General features: G+C 74.8%; 22 protein-coding genes. 12 read left to right on the forward strand and 10 right to left on the reverse strand.

Going from position 1 to position 20,622, the window contains the following annotated elements:
* A partial coding sequence (locus tag NH342_RS15445; RefSeq protein ID WP_253015883.1) for an LCP family protein occupies positions 1–1,507 on the forward strand: 1,507 nt, incomplete at its 5' end.
* 7 nt (positions 1,508–1,514) lie between these two features.
* On the opposite strand, the gene NH342_RS15450 is transcribed toward NH342_RS15445, so the two are convergent.
* Both NH342_RS15450 and NH342_RS15455 read right to left on the reverse strand, forming a co-directional pair.
* Entirely contained in the window at positions 1,515–1,982 is a 468-nt protein-coding gene (locus tag NH342_RS15450; protein WP_253015885.1) for an SRPBCC family protein, read from the reverse strand.
* Positions 1,983–1,992: 10 nt separating this feature from the next.
* Complete coding sequence (locus NH342_RS15455; protein WP_253015887.1) at positions 1,993–2,295, reverse strand: hypothetical protein; 303 nt, start codon at positions 2,293–2,295, stop codon at positions 1,993–1,995.
* A gap of 126 nt (positions 2,296–2,421) precedes the next feature.
* Here NH342_RS15455 and NH342_RS15460 point away from each other — a divergent pair, with 126 nt between their 5' ends.
* Both NH342_RS15460 and NH342_RS15465 read left to right on the forward strand, forming a co-directional pair.
* Positions 2,422–3,975 carry an aldehyde dehydrogenase family protein gene (locus tag NH342_RS15460; RefSeq protein ID WP_253015889.1) on the forward strand — a complete coding sequence of 518 codons (1,554 nt, stop codon included), beginning with the start codon at positions 2,422–2,424 and terminating at the stop codon, positions 3,973–3,975.
* 107 nt (positions 3,976–4,082) lie between these two features.
* On the forward strand, positions 4,083–5,654 hold the full coding sequence (locus tag NH342_RS15465) for a GMC oxidoreductase (RefSeq protein ID WP_253015891.1): 1,572 nt from the start codon (positions 4,083–4,085) through the stop codon (positions 5,652–5,654).
* 15 nt (positions 5,655–5,669) lie between these two features.
* On the opposite strand, the gene xylB is transcribed toward NH342_RS15465, so the two are convergent.
* Positions 5,670–7,055: a xylulokinase gene (gene xylB / locus NH342_RS15470; RefSeq protein WP_253015893.1), complete on the reverse strand. Its 1,386-nt coding sequence runs from the start codon at positions 7,053–7,055 to the stop codon at positions 5,670–5,672.
* A gap of 71 nt (positions 7,056–7,126) precedes the next feature.
* On the opposite strand from xylB, the gene NH342_RS15475 reads away from it, so the two are divergent.
* From NH342_RS15475 to NH342_RS15490, 4 genes are all read left to right on the forward strand, one after another.
* Positions 7,127–8,308, forward strand: coding sequence for an ROK family transcriptional regulator (locus NH342_RS15475; protein ID WP_253015895.1), 1,182 nt, complete (start codon positions 7,127–7,129; stop codon positions 8,306–8,308).
* Positions 8,305–9,450 carry a xylose isomerase gene (gene xylA, locus NH342_RS15480; protein WP_253015897.1) on the forward strand — a complete coding sequence of 382 codons (1,146 nt, stop codon included), beginning with the start codon at positions 8,305–8,307 and terminating at the stop codon, positions 9,448–9,450. Before NH342_RS15475 ends, xylA begins: the two co-directional genes overlap by 4 nt.
* 32 nt (positions 9,451–9,482) lie before the next feature.
* A complete protein-coding gene (locus tag NH342_RS15485) occupies positions 9,483–9,680 on the forward strand; it encodes a hypothetical protein (RefSeq protein WP_253015899.1) in 198 nt (65 codons plus the stop codon).
* An 80-nt stretch (positions 9,681–9,760) separates the two neighbouring features.
* Entirely contained in the window at positions 9,761–9,964 is a 204-nt protein-coding gene (locus NH342_RS15490; protein WP_253015901.1) for a hypothetical protein, read from the forward strand.
* A gap of 113 nt (positions 9,965–10,077) precedes the next feature.
* Here NH342_RS15490 and NH342_RS15495 read toward each other — a convergent pair whose 3' ends face one another.
* Together NH342_RS15495 and NH342_RS15500 are read right to left on the reverse strand one after the other, a co-directional pair.
* Positions 10,078–11,289 carry an acyl-CoA dehydrogenase family protein gene (locus NH342_RS15495; RefSeq protein WP_253015903.1) on the reverse strand — a complete coding sequence of 404 codons (1,212 nt, stop codon included), beginning with the start codon at positions 11,287–11,289 and terminating at the stop codon, positions 10,078–10,080.
* 38 nt (positions 11,290–11,327) lie between these two features.
* On the reverse strand, positions 11,328–13,022 hold the full coding sequence (locus NH342_RS15500; RefSeq protein ID WP_253015905.1) for an ATP-dependent DNA helicase RecQ: 1,695 nt from the start codon (positions 13,020–13,022) through the stop codon (positions 11,328–11,330).
* 231 nt (positions 13,023–13,253) lie between these two features.
* On the opposite strand from NH342_RS15500, the gene NH342_RS15505 reads away from it, so the two are divergent.
* The 5 genes from NH342_RS15505 (at position 13,254) to NH342_RS15525 (ending at position 17,188) form a co-directional block, all read left to right on the forward strand.
* Positions 13,254–14,078 (forward strand): PIG-L family deacetylase, encoded by an 825-nt coding sequence (locus NH342_RS15505; RefSeq protein WP_253015907.1) that lies wholly within the window; start codon positions 13,254–13,256, stop codon positions 14,076–14,078.
* A 56-nt stretch (positions 14,079–14,134) separates the two neighbouring features.
* Positions 14,135–14,530, forward strand: a complete 396-nt coding sequence (locus tag NH342_RS24280; protein ID WP_253015909.1) for a molybdopterin-binding protein — start codon at positions 14,135–14,137, stop codon at positions 14,528–14,530.
* Entirely contained in the window at positions 14,527–15,324 is a 798-nt protein-coding gene (modA, locus tag NH342_RS15515; RefSeq protein WP_253015911.1) for a molybdate ABC transporter substrate-binding protein, read from the forward strand. Before NH342_RS24280 ends, modA begins: the two co-directional genes overlap by 4 nt.
* Before the next feature lie 86 nt (positions 15,325–15,410).
* Positions 15,411–16,145, forward strand: coding sequence for a molybdate ABC transporter permease subunit (modB, locus tag NH342_RS15520; RefSeq protein ID WP_253015913.1), 735 nt, complete (start codon positions 15,411–15,413; stop codon positions 16,143–16,145).
* Positions 16,142–17,188, forward strand: coding sequence for an ABC transporter ATP-binding protein (locus NH342_RS15525; RefSeq protein ID WP_253015916.1), 1,047 nt, complete (start codon positions 16,142–16,144; stop codon positions 17,186–17,188). Before modB ends, NH342_RS15525 begins: the two co-directional genes overlap by 4 nt.
* Before the next feature lie 9 nt (positions 17,189–17,197).
* On the opposite strand, the gene NH342_RS15530 is transcribed toward NH342_RS15525, so the two are convergent.
* The 5 genes from NH342_RS15530 to NH342_RS15550 all read right to left on the reverse strand — a co-directional run.
* Entirely contained in the window at positions 17,198–17,632 is a 435-nt protein-coding gene (locus tag NH342_RS15530) for a TA system VapC family ribonuclease toxin (RefSeq protein ID WP_253015918.1), read from the reverse strand.
* A 1-nt stretch (position 17,633) separates the two neighbouring features.
* Complete coding sequence (locus NH342_RS15535) at positions 17,634–17,888, reverse strand: antitoxin (RefSeq protein WP_253015920.1); 255 nt, start codon at positions 17,886–17,888, stop codon at positions 17,634–17,636.
* A 27-nt stretch (positions 17,889–17,915) separates the two neighbouring features.
* Entirely contained in the window at positions 17,916–18,713 is a 798-nt protein-coding gene (locus NH342_RS15540) for a TSUP family transporter (RefSeq protein WP_253015922.1), read from the reverse strand.
* Positions 18,710–20,140: a DUF2252 family protein gene (locus NH342_RS15545; protein WP_308200675.1), complete on the reverse strand. Its 1,431-nt coding sequence runs from the start codon at positions 20,138–20,140 to the stop codon at positions 18,710–18,712. The genes NH342_RS15540 and NH342_RS15545 overlap by 4 nt, the downstream gene beginning before the upstream one ends.
* Positions 20,141–20,180: 40 nt before the next feature.
* A partial coding sequence (locus tag NH342_RS15550; RefSeq protein ID WP_253015924.1) for a zinc-binding dehydrogenase occupies positions 20,181–20,622 on the reverse strand: 442 nt, incomplete at its 5' end.

The raw sequence follows: 20,622 nt of genomic DNA on the forward strand, positions 1-20,622 counted from the left end.
CGACCGGTCCGTCCCGCCCCGGCGCAGCTTCGCCCGGGCGGCGGGCCTGACCGTCCTGGGCGCCGTCGTCCCCGGCAGCGGCCTGCTGGCCGCCGGCCGGCGCCGCACCGGTGCCGCCGTCCTCGGCGTCTTCGTCCTGCTGCTCGGCGGCGCGCTCTGGCTGGCCACCGCCGGCCGGCGCACCGCCGTCCGGGCCGCCGTGGACCCGCAGGTCCTGCTCGGCGTGATGGTCGGTGTCGGTGTGCTGGCCGTGCTGTGGATCGCGGTGGTGGTCACCGGCTACCGGCTGCTCCTCCCCCGCCGGGTGTCCCGGCTGCAGCACGGCGTCGGCGCGGTGCTGGTCGCGCTGCTGGTGGCCGCGGTGGCCGTCCCGGCGGTGACCGCCGTCCGGCTGGCCGGCGCCCAGCGCGGCCTGGTCGACACCGTCTTCGCCGACGGGCAGAGCGCGACCGTGCAGGAGCCGGCCGACCCGGTGAACCCGTTCGGGGACAAGGAGCGGGTCAACGTGCTGCTGCTCGGCGGCGACGGCGGCGAGGGCCGCGAGGGCGTGCGCACCGACACCGTGATCGTGGCCAGCATCGACACCGACACCGGCGACACCACGCTGTTCAGCCTGCCCCGCAACCTGGAGAACCTGCCGTTCCCGCCGGGCACCGAGCTGGCGGAGCTGTTCCCCGACGGGTTCGAGGTCGGCGCGGAGAGCGAGAGCCTGCTCAACGCGGTCTACCGCAACGGTCCCGCGTACTACCCGGACGCGCTCGGTGCGCCCAGCGACAACCCCGGGGCCGACTGGCTCAAGCTCGGCGTCGGCGAGGCCCTGGGCCTGCCCATCGACTACTACGTGCTGGTCAACCTGGACGGGTTCAGCCAGCTCGTCGACGCCCTCGGCGGCATCACGGTCAACGTCAACTACTACGTCCCGATCGGCGGCGAGCCCAGCATCGGGATCCTGCCGGACTCCTACATCGCCCCCGGCCCCGACCAGGAGATGGACGGCGCCACGGCGCTGGCCTACGCCCGGGGCCGCTTCGGGCTCAGCGACTACCTGCGGATGGACCGGCAGCGCTGCGTGCTCGACGCCATCGTCGCCCGCGCCGATCCGGTCACCCTGCTCACCCGCTACCAGCAGCTGGCCGCCACCACGTCCGACATCGTCTCCACCGACATCCCGCAGTCGGTGCTCGACGACTTCGTCGACGTCGCGTTCCTGGTCAAGGACGCCGACATCCGCAGCGTCGTCTTCGACGACACCGTGATCAGCCCGGCCTACCCCGACTACGACCAGATCCGCGCCCTGGTCCAGCAGGCGCTGGGCGCGCCACCCGCCACGACCGCACCCGCCACGACCGCGGCCCCCTCGACGTCGGCCGCCCCGGCGCCGGGTACCTCCTCGGCCCCGGCGACCTCGGCCGCGGACCCGGCCACCGACGTCGCGGACGCCTGCGCCTACGACCCGGTGGCCGCCCAGGCCGCCGTCGACGCCGGGGAGCCCCCGACCCGGGGCTGACCTGTCCTCAGCGCTGCTGGACCGCCGCCAGCACCACGGGGTCGGCGCAGCCGGCCGCGAAACCGGCGATGCGGCGACGGATGTCCCGGCCGAGCACGACCTCGCCCAGCCGCTCCACCAGCGGGGCCGCCCAGCGCGGGCGGCAGCGGAAGACGTAGCGCCACACCGCCCGGGTACCGCCGTCGCCGGTGGGGGTGAAGCGCCAGCTGCCGGCGAACACCTCGAAGAACCACGGTCCCTCGGTCATCCGCATGCCCACGTGCGAGCCGGGCGCCCAGCTGACGTACTCGCTCACCATCCGCAGCCGGTGCCGGGACTCGGTGGCGGTCCGCACGCCCTTGCCCGGGGCGGCCGCCCCGTCGAGGAAGTGTTGCTCGCGCACGAAGGGGTCCCACCGGTAGCGGGTCGCGCCGGTGGTCTGGGAGACGGCGAAGGCGACGCCCGGGGCGACCGGGACGACGACCTCCGCGGTCACCTGGGCCACGTCAGCCCGAGATGGGCTCGCCGGCGCGGATGGCTGCCACCAGGTCACGGACGGCGGGGTCGCCGACGACGGCGGTGTAGGCGATGACCGGCCGGTCACCGGCGGCGGCGCGCACGCGGTCGGCGAGCTTGCCGTGGGTCAGGACGACGTCGGCGTCCTCGGGCAGCGCGTCCAGCGGGCTGTGCTCGACCACGACGTCACCGAGGTGCTTGCGCAGCTGGACGCTCATCAGCACGCTGCTGGCCATCCCGGCGTCGCAGGCGATCACGAGCTTGCGGACGGCGGTTCCCTCGATGGTGGGCATGGTGGGGCAGGGCTCCTCGCTGGTGGATGTGTCCTCATTCTCCCCCGGTGTCGGCAGGTGTGACGCTGTTCTCAACCGTGATCGCGCTCACCCACCCCCGCGGCCTGGTTCTGGCAGGGTGCCGTCATGACAGCGACGTCACTGCACGTGAAGCCCGGGACCGAGTGGGCCGCCGTCCTCGGCCGGTCCGCCGAGCGGACGCCGGAGGCCTTCGGCGCCGACCGCCTGCACAACCTTGTCGACGGGTCCTGGCGCCCGATCGGCGATCCCGAGACCCTGGTCTCCCCCGTCGACGGGTCGAAGCTCACCGGGCTGCCCAAGGTGTCGGCCGGCGAGGCGCAGCACGCCGTGCTCGCCGCAGCCGCGGCGCACCGGGAGTGGGCCACCACCCCCCTGGCCGAGCGCCGGGCCCGGGTGACCGCGGCGGTCGAGGCGATGGCCGACGCCCGCGACGACCTCGCGCTGCTGCTGGCCTGGGAGATCGGCAAGCCCTGGAAGCTGGCCTGCGCCGACGTCGACCGGGCGCTGGACGGCGTCCGCTGGTACGTCGAGGAGATCGAGGGGATGCTCGGCGACCGCACGCCCCTGGACGGGCCGGTGTCCAACATCGCCAGCTGGAACTACCCCATGTCGGTGCTGGTGCACGCCGAGCTGGTGCAGCTGCTGGCCGGCAACGCCGTCGTCGCCAAGACACCGTCGCAGGGCGGGGCGACCTGCCTGACCCTGGCGCACGCGCTCATGGCGCGGGAGGGCCTGCCGGTCACCCTGCTCTCCGGCGGCGGCGCGGAGCTGTCCAGCGTGCTGGTGCGCTCCCCCGAGGTCGGTGCGCTGGCCTTCGTCGGCGGCCGGTCCAACGGCGGCAAGGTGGCCGCCGGGCTGCTGGACACCGGCAAGCGGCACATGCTCGAGCAGGAGGGCCTCAACGCCTGGGGCATCTGGGAGTTCTCCGACTGGGACGGCCTGGCCGCGCACCTGAAGAAGGGCTTCGAGTACGGCAAGCAGCGCTGCACCGCCTACCCCCGCTACGTCGTCCAGCGCGAGCTGGTCGACCGGTTCCTGGCCACCTACCTGCCGGTCGTGCAGTCGCTGCGCTTCGGCCACCCGCTGGCCGTGGAGCACGACGACGACGAGCTGCCGGTGCTGGACTTCGGGCCGGTGATCAGCGCGGGCAAGGCCACCGAGCTGCGCGACCGGGTCGCCGACGCCATGCACCGGGGAGCGGTGCCGCTGTGGCGCGGGTCGCTGGCCGACGGCCGGTTCATCGCCGGCCAGGACACCTCGGCCTACGTCGCCCCCGCCGCGCTGCTGTCCCCCGGCGGCGCCTCGGCGCTCATGCACTCCGAGCCGTTCGGGCCGGTGGACACCATCGTCGTGGTGGACAGCGAGGCCGAGCTGCTGGCCCAGATGAACGCCTCCAACGGAGCGCTGGTCGCCTCGCTGGCCTGCGACGACGAGGACAAGGCCCGCCGCCTGGCCCGCGAGGTGCAGGCCTTCAAGGTCGGCATCAACTCCCCGCGCTCCCGCGGCGACCGTGCCGAGCCCTTCGGCGGCCGCGGCGCGTCGTGGCTGGGCTGCTTCGTCGGTGGCGAGCTGCTGGTGCAGGCGGTCACGCAGGGTCCGGCGGGCGAGCTGCTGTACGGCAACTTCCCCGAGCACTCGCGGTACCCCGCTGCCATCTGACTCCCGGGCAGCTCCCAGGTGGTCCTTGGCGGGCGTCCAGCCGGGTGCGGCAGCGTCCCAGGTGTCCGTCGTCCCCAGGAGGTCGCCGTGCCCGGCATGGGTCGCCCGTGAGCGAGCACTACGACGTCGTGGTGGTGGGGTCGGGTCCGGCCGGTGGCACCACCGCGGCCGAGCTGGCCGCGACCGGCAAGCAGGTCCTGCTGCTCGAGCGCGGGGACTTCCTGCCCCGCGAGCGCGAGAACTGGGACTCCGAGTCGGTGTTCGTGCGCAACCGCTACGTCGCCGAGGAGACGTTCTACGACCTGCACGACAAGCCCTTCCGGCCCGAGCTGCACTACGTGGTCGGCGGGAACTCGAAGGTCTACGGGGCCGCGCTGTTCCGCCTGCTGCCGCAGAACTTCACCGGTGTCGCGCACCCGCAGGGCACCACCCCGCGCTGGCCGATCGGCTACGACGAGCTGGAGCCCTGGTACGTGCGGGCCGAGCACCTGTACTGGGTGCACGGCCGGCACGGCGAGGACCCGTTCGAGGGCCCCGCCAGCGCCGACTACGCCCACCCCCCGATCCGGCACGAACCGCGCATCCAGCAGCTGTCGGACGGCCTGGAGCGTCTGGGGCTGCACCCGTTCCACATGCCGGTCGGCGTCGACCTGGTGCAGCGTGCCGACGGGTCGGCCGCCCACGACTCGCCGTGCATCCGGTGCGACCGGGTCGACGGGTTCCCCTGCCTGGTCGAGGCCAAGGCCGACGCCGAGTCGGTCGTGGTCCGCCCGGCCCTGCGGCGGCACCCGAACCTGCGGCTGCTGACGCGCACCACGGTCACCCGGCTGCTCACCGACGACGCGGGCCGGTCGGTCACCGGGGTGCAGACCGAGTCCGCCGACGGCACCCGGGAGACCTACACCGCCGACGTGGTGGTGCTGGCGGCCGGGTCGATCCTGTCCTCGGTGCTGCTGCTGCAGTCGGCCACCGACGCGCACCCCCACGGCCTGGCCAACGGCTCGGACCAGGTGGGCCGGAACTACATGCGGCACAACAACATGGCCCTGGTCGCGCTGTCGGTGGACCCCAACCCGACCCGGTTCCAGAAGACCCTGTCGATCAACGACTTCTACGGGCCCAGCGAGGCCTGGGAGTTCCCGATGGGCAACATCCAGATGCTGGGCAAGTCCGACGGGTGGCAGGTCAAGGGGCAGGCCCCGACCGGCCTCGGCTTCGCCCCGCACCAGCTCTACGACCTCGTCGCCAGCCACGGCATCGACTTCTGGCTGGCCAGCGAGGACCTGCCGCTGGCCGACAGCCGGGTCAGCCTGCGGCGGGACGGCTCGGTGCGGCTGGCCGTGCAGCCGGACAACAACACCGAGGGGCTCACCCGGCTGCGGCACACCTTCGACGGCATGCTGACCGACCTCGGCATGCGGTCGACGTCCTTCGAGCGCAGCCTCTACCTGTCCAAGGCGATGGACGTGTCGGCGACCGCGCACCAGGCGGGCACCGACCGCTTCGGCACCGACCCCGCCACCTCGGTGCTCGACGTCGACTGCCGGGCCCACGAGCTGGACAACCTGTACGTGGTCGACGGCTCGTTCATGCCGTCGATCGGTGCGGTCAACCCGACCCTGACGATCATCGCCAACGCACTGCGGGTGAGCGCGCGGATCGCCGAGCGCCTGCGCTGACCCGGGTACCGGTGCTCAGCGATCGGTGCGCGGCTGGACCTCCGCGTAGCGCTCGCGCACGGCGGGCGTCGGGTCGGCCTCCACCGTGCGGGTGGCCGACGCCGCCCAGTCCGGCAGCTGCCCGGTGAGCACCCAGGCGGCCTGCCGGGCGGCGCCGTCGGCCACGGCCTCGCCCGGGGCGGGGACGACGACCGGCCGGCCCAGCACCGCGGGGGCCAGCTGCTGCACCGCCGCGGACCGCGCGCCGCCGCCGACCAGCAGCACCCGCTCGACGACGGCGCCCTGCGCGACGAGGGCGTCCACGCCGTCGGCCAGCCCGCACAGCAGGCCCTCGACCGCGGCCCGCGCCCAGTGCGCCGGGGTGGAGGTGCGCAGCGTCAGGCCGTGCACCGACCCGGTGGCGTGCGGCAGGTCCGGCGTCCGCTCGCCCTCCAGGTAGGGCACCAGCACCAGCCCGTCCGCGCCGGCCGGGGCGGACAGCGCCAGCTCGGCGAGCTCGTCCAGGGAGACCCGCAGCAGCGCGGCGGCGGCGTCGAGCACCCGGGCGGCGTTGAGGGTGCAGACCAGCGGCAGGTGCCGGCCGGTGGCGTCGGCGAACCCCGCCACCGCGCCGGTGGGGTCCGCGGCCGGGACGTCGGACACCGCCGTCACCACACCCGACGTGCCGATGGAGACCACGACGTCCCCCGGCCGGGCGCCCAGCCCGAGGGCGGCGGCCGCGTTGTCGCCGGCCCCCGGACCCAGGACGACGTCGCCGTGCCGGCCGACCGCCTCGGCGGGCCCGGCGACCCGCGGCAGGACGGGGGAGCGGCCGCGCAGTGCCAGCTCCAGCAGGTCGCGCCGGTACTCCCCGGTGCGGGCCGACCAGTAGCCGGTGCCGCTGGCGTCGGACCGGTCCGTCACCAGGGCGTCCAGGCTGCGCGTGCCGGACAACCGCCAGGTCAGCCAGTCGTGCGGCAGGCACACCGCGGCCGTGCGGTCGGCGTTGCCCGGTTCGGCGTCGGCCAGCCAGCGCAGCTTGGTCGCGGTGAACGAGGCCACCGGGACCGAGCCGACGGCCTCGGCCCACGCCTGCCCGCCGCCCAGCTCGGAGACCAGCGCGGCCGCGGCGTCGGCGGAGCGGGTGTCGTTCCACAGCAGCGCCGGGCGGACCACCTCGCCGGCGTCGTCCAGGCACACCATGCCGTGCTGCTGGCCACCCACCGACAGCGCGGCGACGTCGTCCAGCCCGCCGGCGGCGGCCAGCGCCTCGTCGAGCGCGGCCGCCCAGGCGTCCGGGTGCACCTCGGTGCCCTCGGGGTGGCGCGCCCGGCCCTCGCGCACCAGCTCGCCGGTGTCGGCGTCGCGGACGACGACCTTGCAGGACTGGGTGGAGCTGTCCACGCCGGCGACGAGCGGCACGAGCGGCCTCCTGTTGACGAGGGGATGTGGCGCAGACAATAGTGCAGGGACCGAACGAATGGGAGTGGCCGGTGCAGACGCAGGGACAGGTGCGCAGCGCGAACCTCGCCGCCGCCCTGGCCTGCCTGCGCGACGGTGGTCCCCGCAGCCGCGCCCGGCTGGCCGCCGACACCGGCCTCACCAAGGCCACCGTCTCCAGCCTGGTCGCCGAGCTGGTGGAGCGCGGCCTGGTCGCCGAGGGCGCGGTGCACCGGCCCGGGTCGGTCGGTCGGCCCGGCACGCTCGTGGAGCTCGACGGGCGGGGGGTCTGCGGGATCGGGGTCGAGGTGAACGTCGACTACCTGGCGGTGCTCGCCCTCGACCTGGGCGGCGCGGTGCGCTGGGAGTCCCGGCTGGCCCTCGACGTCCCGGGTCTGCGGCCGGCCGAGGTGCTGGCCCGGGCGGTGGCGATGGTGTCCGACGCCCGCGCCGGCGGGGCCGCGGGCGCCGTCGGGGTCACCGTCGCCGTGCCGGGCGGGGTGCAGGGTTCCGTCGTCCGCACCGCGCCCAACCTGCCCGGCTGGGTCGGCACGGACGTCGCGGCCGGCCTGGCCGGCCTCGGCCTGCCGGTCACCGTCGGGAACGACGCCGACCTCTCCGCCCTGGCCGAGGTGTCGGCCGGCCCGCACGCCGGCGTGCCCGACCTGGTCTACCTGACCGGTGAGGTCGGCGTCGGCGGGGGAGTGGTCACCGGCGGGCAGCTGCTGCGCGGCAGCACGGGTCTCGGCGGGGAGGTCGGCCACCTGGCGCTCACCCCCGGCGACGCGCCCTGCGGGTGCGGGCGGCGCGGCTGCTGGGAGACCGTGGTCGGCCTGGCCGCGCTGCTGCGCGCCGCCGCCGACCCCGGCGACCCGCTGCGCGACCCGGGCCTGGACCTCGAGGAGCGGTTGACCGAGCTGGTCGGCCGGGCACGGGCCGGTGACGCGCGCGTGCTCGAGGCGCTGGCCGGCGTCGGCACCGGCCTCGGCGTCGGTGCCGCGGTCCTCGTCGCCCTGTTCGACCCCGCCGTCGTCGTCCTCGGCGGGTACTTCGCGCATGCCGGCGAGTTCCTGCTCGACCCGCTCCGGGCCGCCCTGGCCCAGCGGGTCGAGGCCGCCGACCGGGTGGTGCTGTCCACCCTCGGCTTCACCGCAGCCGTCCGGGGCGGCGCGCACGTCGCGCTGCAGCCGGTGTTCACCGATCCGACCACAGTGCCCCTGGAGGCCTCCGCATGACCCGCACCCCCACGCCCGCCGACCGCTTCTCCTTCGGTCTGTGGACCGTCGGCTGGCAGGGCGTCGACGTCTTCGGCGGCGCCGTCCGCGAGCCGATGGACCCGGTGGAGGCCGTGCACCGCCTCGCCGAGCTGGGTGCCGCCGCCGTCACCTTCCACGACGACGACCTGGTGCCCGACGACGCCACCCGCGACGCCACCCTCGCCCGGTTCAGGGACGCCCTGACCGAGACCGGGATGGGCGTGGAGATGGCCACCACCAACCTGTTCGGCGCCGCGGTGTTCAAGGACGGCGCGTTCACCGCCAACGACCGCGACGTCCGCCGGTACGCCCTGGCCAAGGCCGCCCGCAACATCGACCTGGCCGCCGAGCTGGGCGCGACCACCTACGTGTTCTGGGGTGGTCGCGAGGGCGCGGAGTCCGGCGCGGCCAAGGACATCGGCGCGGCGCTGGAGCGCTACAAGGAGGGCCTGGACACCCTCTGCGCCTACGTCCAGGAGCAGGGCTACGACCTGCGGTTCGCCATCGAGCCCAAGCCGAACGAGCCCCGCGGGGACATCCTGCTGCCCACCATCGGCCACGCGCTGGCGCTGATCGGCGAGCTCGAGCACTCCGAGATGGTCGGCCTGAACCCCGAGGTCGGGCACGAGGAGATGGCCGGGCTGAACTTCGCCGCCGGCATCGCGCAGGCGCTGTGGCACGGCAAGCTCTTCCACGTCGACCTCAACGGCCAGCACGGCCCCCGCTACGACCAGGACCTGCGCTTCGGCGCCGGCAACCTGCGCGGGGCGTTCTGGACCGTCGACACCCTGGAGACCATGGGCTACGACGGCTACCTGCACTTCGACTACAAGCCCCCGCGCACCGAGGACGTCGAGGGCGTGTGGGAGTCCGCGCGGGCGTGCATGGCCAACTACCTGGTGCTCAAGGAGAAGGCCGCGGCGTTCCGGGCCGACCCCGAGGTCCAGGAGGCGCTGGCCACCTCCCGCGTGGCCGAGCTGTCCCAGCCGACGATCGGTGCCGGGGAGACCCTCGCCGACGTGCGCGCCGAGACCTTCGACGTCGCGGCGCTGGCGGCCCGGGGGTGCGCGTTCGAGCGACTGGACCAGCTGGCGATGGACCACCTGCTCGGCGTCCGCTGACCGGTCGGGTGCGGGGCTCCTAGGCTGCACGCATGGCCGAGCCCCGCACCCGCAACGCCCGCCGCGAACGCCTGGTGGGGCTGCTCCTGCTCGGCATCGCGGTGGTGCTGCTGTTCTCCAGCCCCACCTGGTTCACCCGCGACCAGACCGCGGTGGCGGTCGCGCAGATCGTGGTCGCGCTGCTGCTGGCGGGCATCGGCGGCTTCCTCGTGCGCCGGGCCCGGGGGTAAGGGCGGTTTACGCCAGGGTGTGACGGGCACCACCTGCGCCGACGGGGGCGGTGTGCTCCCGCGACGACGGGAGGCGCGGCGTGGAGCTGGCGAAGAAGGACCTGGTGCAGATGCTGCACGGGCAGGGTGACAACGACACCGCCGACGCGCTGGCCGCGGCCGACCTGCCGGACACGGTCGACACCGAGCGGGACGCCGGGGCGCTGGCCGCGGTGGGCCTGGACCAGGCCACCCTGCAGGGCCACATCGCCGCCGGGGCCATCGGCGGCAACATGACGATGTGACCGGCCACCCCGGCGTGGATCAGGTGGGACGACGAATGTGCATCCTCCGCCACCGACGTCGGCGCGGGAGGATGCACGTGGCTCGTCGGAGCTGATCCACGCCGAGCCGGAGGTCAGCCCGCGTAGGGGCGCTCGCGGGCCAGCTCCTCCTTGGCCACCGAGCGGACGTGCACGGCGTCGGGGCCGTCGACGATCCGCAGCGTGCGGGCGTGCGCCCAGAACTCGGCCAGCGGGGTGTCGTCGCTGACCCCGGCCCCGCCGTGCACCTGGATGGCCCGGTCGATGACGTCCAGGCAGACCTTCGGCGCGGCGACCTTGATCGCGGCGATCTCGGTGCGCGCACCCTTGGCGCCGAACCTGTCGATGAGGTCGGCGGTCTTGAGCACCAGCAGCCGGGCGGAGTCGATCTCGATGCGGGACAGCGCGATCTGCTCGCGCACGGTGCCCTGCTCGGCCAGCGGCCGGCCGAACGCCACCCGCTCCTGCGTCCGCTTCACCATCAGCGCCAGGGCGCGCTCGGCCATGCCGATCGCCCGCATGCAGTGGTGGATCCGCCCCGGCCCGAGCCGGGCCTGGGCGATCATGAAGCCGTCGCCCTCACCGGCCAGCATGTTGCGCGCCGGCACCCGGACGTCGGTGAACCGCAGCTCGGAGTGCCCGTGCTGGTCCTGGTACCCGAAGACCGGCAGGTGCCGCACGATCTCCAGGCCCGGGGTGTCGCGGGGCACCAGGATCATCGACTGCTGGCGGTGCGCGGGGCCGTCGGGGTCGGTCTTGCCCATCACGATGAAGACCTGGCAGCGCTCGTCGGCCGAGCCGGTGATCCACCACTTGCGGCCGTTGATGACGTAGTCGTCGCCGTCGCGCACGATCGAGGTGGAGATGTTGCGGGCGTCCGACGACGCGACGTCGGGCTCGGTCATCGCGAACCCGGAGCGGATCTCCCCGGCCAGCAGCGGCTCGAGCCACTGCTGCTTCTGCTCGGGCGTGCCGAACAGCATCAGGGTCTCCATGTTCCCGGTGTCCGGCGCCCCGCAGTTGATCACCTCCGGCGCGATGACCGGTGACCAGCCGGTGATCTCGGCGACCGAGGCGTACTCGAGGTTGGAGAGCCCGGCGAGCTCGTGGTGGAAGAGGTTCCACAGCCCGCGAGAGCGCGCCTCGGCCTTGAGCTCCTCGATCACCGGCGGCAGGCCGTGGTCGTCGTGGCCGCGCTCGCGGCGCCAGGCGTGGTAGGTGGCCTCGGCCGGGAACACCCGCTCCCGCATGAAGTCCCACATCCGGCCGGTGACGTCCTCGGCCCGGTCCGACAGCGCGAAGTCCATGCCCGCGACGGTAGCCGGGGTCACGCCCGGCGCCGGGGTCAGCCCACCCTGCGCAGCAGGCCGTGCTCCTCCACCGCGGGGATCGACAGCGTCCGGTAGCCCACCGTGTCGAACAGGACGACGACGCGGTCCCCCTCGGTGCGCATCACCCGCCCGGCGCCCCACTCGGTGTGCTCCACGGCGGCGTCGGGGGTGAGCTCCCCGTCGGCGGTCTCGTGCCGCTCCGCCGTCCCCGCCGAGCAGGTGTCGCAGTTGCCGCAGGGCTCGGGGAGCTCCTCGCCGAAGTAGCCCAGCAGGTACTGCCGGCGGCAGCCGGTGGTGTCGGCGAGCCCGCGCACCATCTCCACCCGGCTCTCGTCGATGCGCTGCCGGTGCTCGGCCAGCTCCCGCGCGGCCGCGGCGGCCTCCCCCGGGGGCGGGCCGTCGGGCGCCGGGGTGACCGTGCCGTCGTCGGCCAGCAGGACCGCACCCACCTGGTCGAGCAGGTTCAGGTCACGGGTGAGCGGGCTGGCGCCGCGCCCGGTCTCCTCGCGCAGCGCGGCGACGTCCACCCGGGCGCCGGCCGCGGCGCCGGCCCGGACCAGCCCGGCCACGTGCTGCAGGTCCTCGAGGTCGGGGACGCCGGCGGCGAAGAACTTCCGCAGCCCGAGGTCCTCCTGCCGGAAGAACAGGACGGCGACGGCGGGTTCGCCGTCCCGACCGGCGCGGCCGATCTCCTGGTACCAGCTGTCCACCGAGTCGGCCGGCTCGGCGTGCAGCACGAACCGGACGTCGGGCTTGTCGATGCCCATGCCGAACGCGGTCGTGGCCACCACGACGTCGAGCTCGCCGGCCATGAAGGCGGCCTGCACCTGCTCGCGCTCGGCCTTGCGCAGTCCGGCGTGGTAGCCGCGGGCCCGCAGCCCCCGGTCGGCCAGGGCGTCGGCCAGCTCCAGGGTGCCGCGGCGGGTGGCGCTGTAGACCAGCCCGGTGCCGTGCGCGGCCTCGGTCACGGCCCGGTCGAGCAGCGCCGCGGTCTTCCGGTCGGCGTCGGCGTGGTGCTCGACCTCCAGCCGGATCTCCGGCCGGTCGAACCCGGCGACGACGACGGCGGGGTCGGTCATCCGCAGCCGCTCGACGACCTCGGCCCGGACCGGGGGAGCGGCGGTGGCGGTCAGCGCCAGCACGGTGGGGGAGCCCAGCTGCTCGACGACGGCGCCCAGCCGCAGGTAGTCCGGCCGGAAGTCGTGCCCCCAGGCGGACACGCAGTGCGCCTCGTCGACGACGAACAGTGCCGGCACGGTGGCCGCCAGCGCCGCGACCACCTCGCTGCGGGCCAGCTGCTCGGGGGCGAGGAAGAGGAAGCGGACCGTTCCGTCACGCAGGCCGTCCAGTGCCGCCTGCTGGTCGGTCGCGGACTCCGCGGAGTTCAGCAGCGCGGCGGTCAGGCCCAGGTCGTGCAGCCGCTGCACCTGGTCGCGCTGCAACGCGATGAGCGGGGACACCACGACCACCGGGCCCTCCAGCAGCTCCCCGGCGACGGTGTAGACCAGCGACTTCCCCGCGCCGCTGGGCAGGACCGCGACCGTGTCCTGCCCAGCGCAGACCGCCTGCAGGGCCGCCTCCTGGCCCGGCCGGAACACCGCGTCCGGGTCGCCGAGCAGCTCGCGGGTGCGCTCCCGGATCCTGCGGGTCCGCACCCCCGCGGTGGCGCCCGCCACCGGCCGGCGGGAAACGGTGCTGGTGCTGGTCACGAGGCGGTACCGGAGTGGGTCACGAGGCGCCGCTGCCCCGCGCCGGAGGGGCCTCAAACGACCCGCAGGTCAGTGCCCGGTCCGGTTCCGCATGCGGCGTGGATCAGCGACGACGACGGACGTGCATCCTCCTTCGCGGACGCCGGTGGAGGAGGATGCACGGTGCCCGTCCCACCTGATCCACGCCGCGCCACCGCCGCCCCCGCGCCGCACCCGAACGGAAGGTCGTCCGTGTCCCGCCCGCTCACCCTCATGGCCGTGCACGCCCACCCCGACGACGAGGCGACCTCGACCGGCGGCGTGCTCGCCAAGTACGCCGCCGAGGGCGTCACCACCGTGCTCGTCACCTGCACCGACGGCGCGCTCGGCGACGCCGGCACGGTCAAGCCGGGCGAGGAGGGCCACTCCACCGAGGAGGTGGTGGCGCTGCGCGCGGCCGAGCTCGCCGAGAGCTGCCGCATCCTCGGGATCACCCACGCCCACCAGCTCGGCTACCACGACAGCGGGATGATGGGCTGGCCGCAGAACGACGCCGACGGCGCCTTCTGGACGACGCCGCTGGACGAGCCGGTCGCGCGCCTGGCGGAGCTGGTCCGGCAGCACCGGCCCGACGTCGTCGTCACCTACGACGAGAACGGGTTCTACGGCCACCCCGACCACATCCAGGCGCACCGGGTCACCGCCGCCGCGCTGGAGGCCGCGGGCTCGGACGCGCGGCTGTACTACTCCACCATCCGCCGCTCGGACTTCGCCCGGTTCGGCGAGCTCCTGCGGGAGGCGGGGGAGGAGTTCCCCGAGCCCGAGGAGGGCCAGGAGCAGCCCGAGTGGGGCGTGCCGGACGACGAGGTGGCCGCCGACGTCGACGTCACCGCGTTCGCGCAGGCCAAGCGCGATGCGCTGGCCGCGCACACCAGCCAGGTGGAGAACATCTTCTTCCTCAAGCTGCCGATCCACGTCTTCACCGCCGCCATGGGCCGCGAGGCGTTCGTGCAGGCTCGGCCGGCCCGCGAGCCGGGTGGTCCGGTGGCCGACGACCTGTTCCACGGGCTTCGGTAGCCGCATCCGCGGAGCCTGACCGCCCACAGATCCGCGGTTGCGTCTACGCTGCGCCTGTGACCGCCACCTACCGGATCGCGGAGGCCGCGCAGCTGCTCGGCGTCAGCGACGACACCGTGCGCCGCTGGATCGACAGCGACCGGCTCGCCGCCCACCGCGGCGGCACCGGTCCCGCCCAGGTCGACGGCACCGACCTCGCCCGGGTGGCCACCGAGCTGCACGAGGCCCCCGCGCCGGGCACCACCCGCGCCTCCAGCTCGCGCAACCGGCTCACCGGCATCGTCACCCGCGTCGTCCGGGACACGGTGATGGCGCAGGTGGAGATCCAGTGCGGCCCCTACCGGATGGTCTCGCTGATGAGCCGGGAGGCCGCCGACGAGCTCGGGCTGGAGGTCGGCGTGCGCGCCGTCGCCACGGTCAAGGCCACCCAGGTGAGCGTGGACGTCCCGTGAGGCGCGCCCTGCCGGCCCTGGCGCTCGCCGGCCTGCTCGCGCTGACCGCCTGCGGGGGGTCCACGACCTCGGACTCCGCAGCCCCGGCCACCGGCCAGGAGGGCAGCGCGCTGACCGGCACGCTGACGGTGTTCGCCGCGGCCAGCCTCACCGATGTGTTCACCGACCTCGGTGACCAGCTGATGGCCGAGAACCCGGACCTGGACATCAGGTTCAACTTCGCAGGCAGCTCGGCGCTGGCCACCCAGATCACCCAGGGCGCCCCGGCCGACGTGTTCGCCAGCGCCAACCAGACCCAGATGGCCGTGGTCACCGACGCCGGGCTGGCCCAGGGCGACCCGACCGTGTTCACCGAGAACGTGCTGGAGATCGCCGTCCCGGCGGGCAACCCGGCCGGTGTCACCGGCCTGTCGGACTTCGCGGACCCCGACCTGACCCTGGCGGTCTGCGCCCCCGACGTGCCCTGCGGTGCGGCAGCCGAGCAGGTGTTCTCCGCGGCCGGGATCACCGCCCGGCCCGACACCCTGGAGGAGGACGTGCGGGCCGCGCTGACCAAGGTGGAGCTCGGCGAGGTCGACGCCGCGCTGGTGTACGCCTCCGACGTGCAGGCCGCCGGCGAGCAGGTCGAGGGCATCGAGTTCCCCCAGGCCGAAGAGGCGGTCAACGAGTACCCCATCTGCCGGCTCGCCGGGTCGCAGAACCCGGAGGCCGCGCAGGCCTTCCTCGACCTGGTCGCGTCCGACGCGGGCCAGCAGGCGCTCACCGACGCCGGGTTCCGGAGCCCGGCGTCCTGACCGGCACCGTCCTGGACCGCACCCGGCGCGGGCCCGGCGTCCCCCTGCCCCTCCTCGTCCCTGCCCTGCTCGGGGTCGCCTTCCTGGTGCTGCCCCTGCTCGGGCTGCTGGTCCGCGCGCCGTGGTCGCAGCTGCTGCCCCAGCTCGCCCAGCCCCAGGTCGGCCAGGCGCTGCGGCTGTCGCTGGTCAGCGCGACGCTGGCCACCCTGGTGTCGCTGGTGCTCGGCGTCCCCATCGCCTGGGTGCTGGCCCGCTCGAGCATCCGGGGCCGGTCGGTGCTGCGGGCGCTGGTCACCGTGCCGCTGGTGCTGCCGCCGGTGGTGGGCGGCGTCGCGCTGTTCCTGGTGCTGGGCCGGCAGGGCATCCTCGGCCGCTGGCTGTACCAGACCTTCGACGTCACGATCCCGTTCACCACCACGGCGGTGGTCATCGCCGAGACGTTCGTGGCCATGCCCTTCCTGGTGATCAGCGTCGAGGGCGCGCTGCGGGCCGCCGACGCCCGGTTCGAGGACGCCGCGGCCACCCTGGGCGCCGACCGCTGGACGACGTTCCGCCGGGTCACCCTGCCGCTGGTCGCGCCGGGCGTCGCCGCCGGCGCGGTGCTCTGCTGGGCCCGGGCGCTGGGCGAGTTCGGCGCGACGATCACCTTCGCCGGCAACTTCCCGGGGACGACGCAGACCATGCCGCTGGCGGTCTACCTCGCGCTGCAGAGCAACCCCGAGGGCGCGATCGTGCTCTCGCTGGTGCTGCTCGCCGTCTCGCTGGCCACCCTGCTGCTGCTCCGGGACCGCTGGCTCGGCCGGTCGGGGGCGCCGTCGTGAGCCTCCGCGCGCGCGTCGTCGTCCGGCGGGGGGCGCTGCTGGTCGACGTCGACCTGGCCGTCGGCGACGGCGAGGTGCTGGCCGTGCTCGGCCCGAACGGCGCCGGCAAGTCCACCGTGCTGCGGGTGCTGGCCGGGCTGCTCGTCCCGGACGGCGGCCGGGTGACCGTCGGGGACGAGGTCTGGGACGACGGCGACCGGCACCTGCCCGCGCACGAGCGCCCGCTCGGGATGGTGTTCCAGGACCACCTGCTGTTCCCGCACCTGTCGACCACGGACAACGTCGCCTTCGGCCTGCGCACCCGCGGCGTGCGCAGGGCACAGGCCCGGACGGCGGCGGGGCAGTGGCTGGTCCGGGTGGGCCTCGAGGGGTTCGGCGACCGCCGGCCCGCCCAGCTGTCCGGCGGCCAGGCGCAGCGGGCGGCGCTGGCCCGGGCCCTGGTGGGGGAGCCCCTGCTGCTGCTGCTCGACGAGCCGCTGAGCGCGCTGGACGCGCGCACCCGGCTCACCGTGCGCGCGGAGCTGCGCCGGCACCTGGGCGAGTTCGCCGGCTGCACGGTGCTGGTCAGCCACGACCCGGTGGACGCGATGGCGCTGGCCGACCGGGTGCTGGTGGTGGAGGACGGTCGGGTCGTGCAGGAGGGCAGCCCCGCCGAGGTCGCACGGATGCCGCGCACCGACTACGTCGCGCGGCTGGTCGGGCTCTCCCTGCTCCCGGGGACGGCGGCCGGCACGACCGTCGAGCTGGACGGGGGCGGGCGGGTGGCGACGGGCGAGGCCGCGAGCGGCCCGGTGTTCGTCGCCGTCCGGCCGGGGACGGTGGCGCTGTACCTGTCCCGCCCCGACGGCAGCCCGCGCAACGTGTGGCCGGCGACCCTGGTCTCGGCGACCCCGCACGGCTCGACCGTGCGCTGCGACCTCGACGGCGAGGTGCCGCTGACCGCCGACGTGACCGCGACCGCGTTCGCCGAGCTGGGCCTGCAGCCCGGTGCCCGGGTGTGGGCCAGCGTCAAGGCCTCCGAGGTCGCCGTCTACCCGCGGTGACGCCCCGCGTCAGGCTGCGGGTCGGAGGATGCGCGAACGGACCATGTCGAAGCGGAGGAAGTCGCGGTCGAAGGTGACCACCTCGGCGCCCAGTTCGACGGCCTGGGCCGCCAGCGAGGCGTCGGGGACGAGCAACCCGGTGGCGCCGGAGTCCGAGCAGACCCGTCGCAGGGTGTCGAGGTGCCGGGGGCCAGCGGCTGACAGGACGTGGTTCGGCTGTGCGACGACGGCATCCGCGAACTCGAACACCTCGTCCGTGGTGCTCGCCTCCGGGAAGACCCGCCGGTTGGTCGCCAGCCGCAGCACCGCCAGCCAGACCCCCAGCGGCACCGTGAACTGCGTCCGTTCGTCGACCACGGTGCGCAGCTCGGCCGCGGCGACGGTGTGGTGGGGGTGGTCGGCGCGGTGCACCGCGAGCACGACGTTCGCGTCGAGGAGCAGCACCTCAGCGGAGCTTCTCGAGGGGGACGCCCTCGTCGAGGTACTCCGCCATCGCGCGGTTCGAGGTGAGGTCCAGGCCGGGGGCGGGCCCGGAGCCCCGGGTGACGACCGGGATGGGGGGACCCACCTCCACCTCGGGGCGGCCGAGGTCGCGCCGGAGGGCCGCCTCCACCACCTGGCCGAGGGTCTGGCCCCGTTCGGCTGCCCGGCGCTTGGCGGCGGCCAGGACCCCGTCGTCGATGCTCAACGTGGTGCGCACGATGACGACGGTAGTGCATCAGGTGCATCAACTCCGGTGGTCGGCCCAGACGTCGTAGGAGAGCCGGACGACCAGGGCGCTCGCCACCACCAGGAAGACCACCCGGATGAACCGGTTGCCCCGCGCGATCGCCATCCGCGCGCCGAGGTAGGCGCCGGCCACGTTCGCCAGCGCCATCAGCAGGCCCAGGCCGACCAGGACGGCGCCGGTGGGCAGGAAGAACGCCAGCGCGCCCAGGTTGGTGGCCACGTTGACGACCTTGGCCGTGGCGCTGGCCCGCAGGAAGTCGTAGCCGACCACCGCGATCAGCCCGATCACCAGGAAGGTGCCGGTGCCGGGGCCCAGGACGCCGTCGTAGAACCCGATCACCGCGGCCAGCACCATCGCCAGCCCGTAGTGCGCCAGCGCCTCCCGCCGCGGCCGGGGCAGGTCCCCCAGCGCGGGCCGCAGCGCGGTGACCGCGGCGACCACCACCAGCGCCACCACGATGACCGGCTTGATCGCCTCGGCCGGCAACCGGGCGGCCACCGACGCCCCGAGCAGGCTCAGCACGAAGGCGACGGCGGCCATCGGCAGCGCGGTGCGCAGGTCGGTGCCGGTGCGCCGCAGGTAGGTCAGCGCGCTGGTGGTGGTGCCGGCGACCGAGGCCAGCTTGTTGGTGGCCAGCGCCTGCAGCGGGGACAGGCCGCCCACCAGCAGCAGGGCGGGCAGCTGGACCAGGCCACCGCCGCCCACGACGGCGTCCACCCACCCGGCGGTGGCGGCGGCGAGCAGCAGGACCACCAGCGAGGTGGCCGACCCGTCGGGCGGGAGGAGATCGATCACCGGTAGTGGCGGTCCACCTGCTCGAAGGCGCCCCGCGCGTGGTCGGCGCGGAAGGACTCGTGGTCGGTGTGCAGCCGGTCGACCGCCTCCACGGCGAAGCGGACCACGTCCTCGACGAACAGGTCGTGCGGCGCGGCTGCGGCCAGCACGGCCGGCTCGACGTCGTGGTCGACGTTGCCAGCCTCGTCGGACAGCGCGTGGGCCTGGGCCAGGACCCGGCCGCAGATGCCGGCGTACTCCACCCACCCGGCCTTGGACAGGTCGCCGGTGTCGACGTCGGCCTTGTACGGGGAGCGCTCCCGGACCATGAAGCTGTTGTCGTCGGTGTCGACGGCGCCGAAGAAGACGTCCCCGCCCACGAGCTGCACCCGCTGGGCATGGGCGACCCGGTCGCCCTCCCCCTCCAGCTCGAACCCCGACGGCGGCACCAGGCCGCGCAGCGCCGAGCGGCGGGCCTGCTTGAACTCCACGACGACGTCGTCGGTGCCGTCCTGCGCCGGCCCCTCGATCAGCACGTAGTACCGGTCCAGGCCCAGGCTGGCCACCCCCTGGCCGTGCCGGATGCAGACGTCCTTGACCCGCATGCTCCCGGCCCGCGGCGGGGCGGAGAAGTCGTTGACCTCCACGTAGCGGTCGACCAGGTCCTGGAACTCCGGCACCCGGCTGGTCACCGGCTCGTGCCGCTCCGACGGGGCGAACCCGCGCCCGGCCTCGTCGAGGTACTTCTTCGCCAGCCAGTGGGCGCGGGAGCGCCCGGCGGACTTCTCCAGCACCGCGGCGATCATCGGCGGGGCGTCGTCCAGGCCCATCTGCCCGGCGGTCTCGTCGAGGTCGGTGGCGTAGCGGCGCATGCCCTCCAGGTAGCCGCGGAGGAAGGACTCGGCGGTGCGGCGCTGGGTGCCGGTGCCGTGGCCGGCTGCCTGCGCGCCGAGCAGGAACCCCGTCGCGCCGCGCTTGAGGTCCCAGGTGAAGGGCGCGTAGAACGCCTCGTCGAAGTCGTCGACACCGAACACCGGGGCGTTGTCCTTGTTCGGCGACACCCCGAAGTTGCCCGGGTGCACGTCGCCGAGGGTGAGCACGGTCGGCATCCAGGCGTCCTCCCCGGCCATGTCGCGGTAGAACAGCAGGCAGGTACCGCGGAAGAACGCGAACGGCGACGCCGCCATCAGGTCGAACTTGGCCGAGGCGTCGACGGCCTTGGTGAGGATGCGGTTCTCGTGGTCCTCGCGGACGGTCTGCCGGACGTGGATGCGCCGGTCCAGCCCGCTCAGCATCCGGGGCAGCAGCACCATCGCGCCGTCGGCGCGGGCGCGGGCGAGCTCGGCGAAGGCGTCGGTGCGGGACCCGACGCGGGTGGGGCCGTCGTCGCTGACGGTGCCCGAACCCTGCGGCCGGGTGGTGCTGGGGCGGGACGGGGTGCGGGCCACCGGGTGATGGTCGCCCCTCCCCGCCGCCCCCGCAGCCTGGTCAGCGGGCAACCTCCACGACGACCTTCCCCGGCAGGTCCCCGGCGGCGGCCCGGGTGTGCACGTCGGCCAGCTGCGCCAGCGGCACCCGCTCGGCCACGGCCACCCGAAGCTCACCGCGGTCGACCCGGGCCACCAGCTCGGCCAGCTGGACGGCGTCGCTGCGCACGTAGACGTCGACCCCCCGGACCCCGCGGGCCTCGTCGCCCGGTGCAGGCATCCACACGGTGGTGCTGACCACCGCCCCGCCGTCCCGGACCAGGCCGGTGAGCGCGGTGAACGCGGCGGGCTCCAGCGGAGCCAGGTTCAGGGCCAGGTCGACCGGCTCGGTGACCGCGGCGGCCAGCTCGGTGCGGGTGCGGTCGACGACCTCGGCCGCGCCGGCGGCCAGCACGGCGTCCCGGCTGCGCGGGCTCGCGGTGGCGACGACGTGCGCCCCGGCC

The sequence above is a fragment of the Klenkia sp. PcliD-1-E genome, assembly GCF_024124375.1.
Taxonomy (GTDB): Bacteria; Actinomycetota; Actinomycetes; order Mycobacteriales; family Geodermatophilaceae; genus Klenkia.

Bases quoted from the DNA above. Each gene is read 5' to 3' on its own strand.
- NH342_RS15455 (WP_253015887.1), bottom strand. From the start codon at position 2,295: ATGCCCACCATCGAGGGAACCGCCGTCCGCAAGCTCGTGATCGCCTGC.
- NH342_RS15460 (WP_253015889.1), top strand. From the start codon at position 2,422: ATGACAGCGACGTCACTGCACGTGAAGCCCGGGACCGAGTGGGCCGCC.
- xylA (WP_253015897.1), top strand. From the start codon at position 8,305: ATGACCCGCACCCCCACGCCCGCCGACCGCTTCTCCTTCGGTCTGTGG.
- NH342_RS15485 (WP_253015899.1), top strand. From the start codon at position 9,483: ATGGCCGAGCCCCGCACCCGCAACGCCCGCCGCGAACGCCTGGTGGGG.
- NH342_RS15495 (WP_253015903.1), bottom strand. From the start codon at position 11,289: ATGGACTTCGCGCTGTCGGACCGGGCCGAGGACGTCACCGGCCGGATG.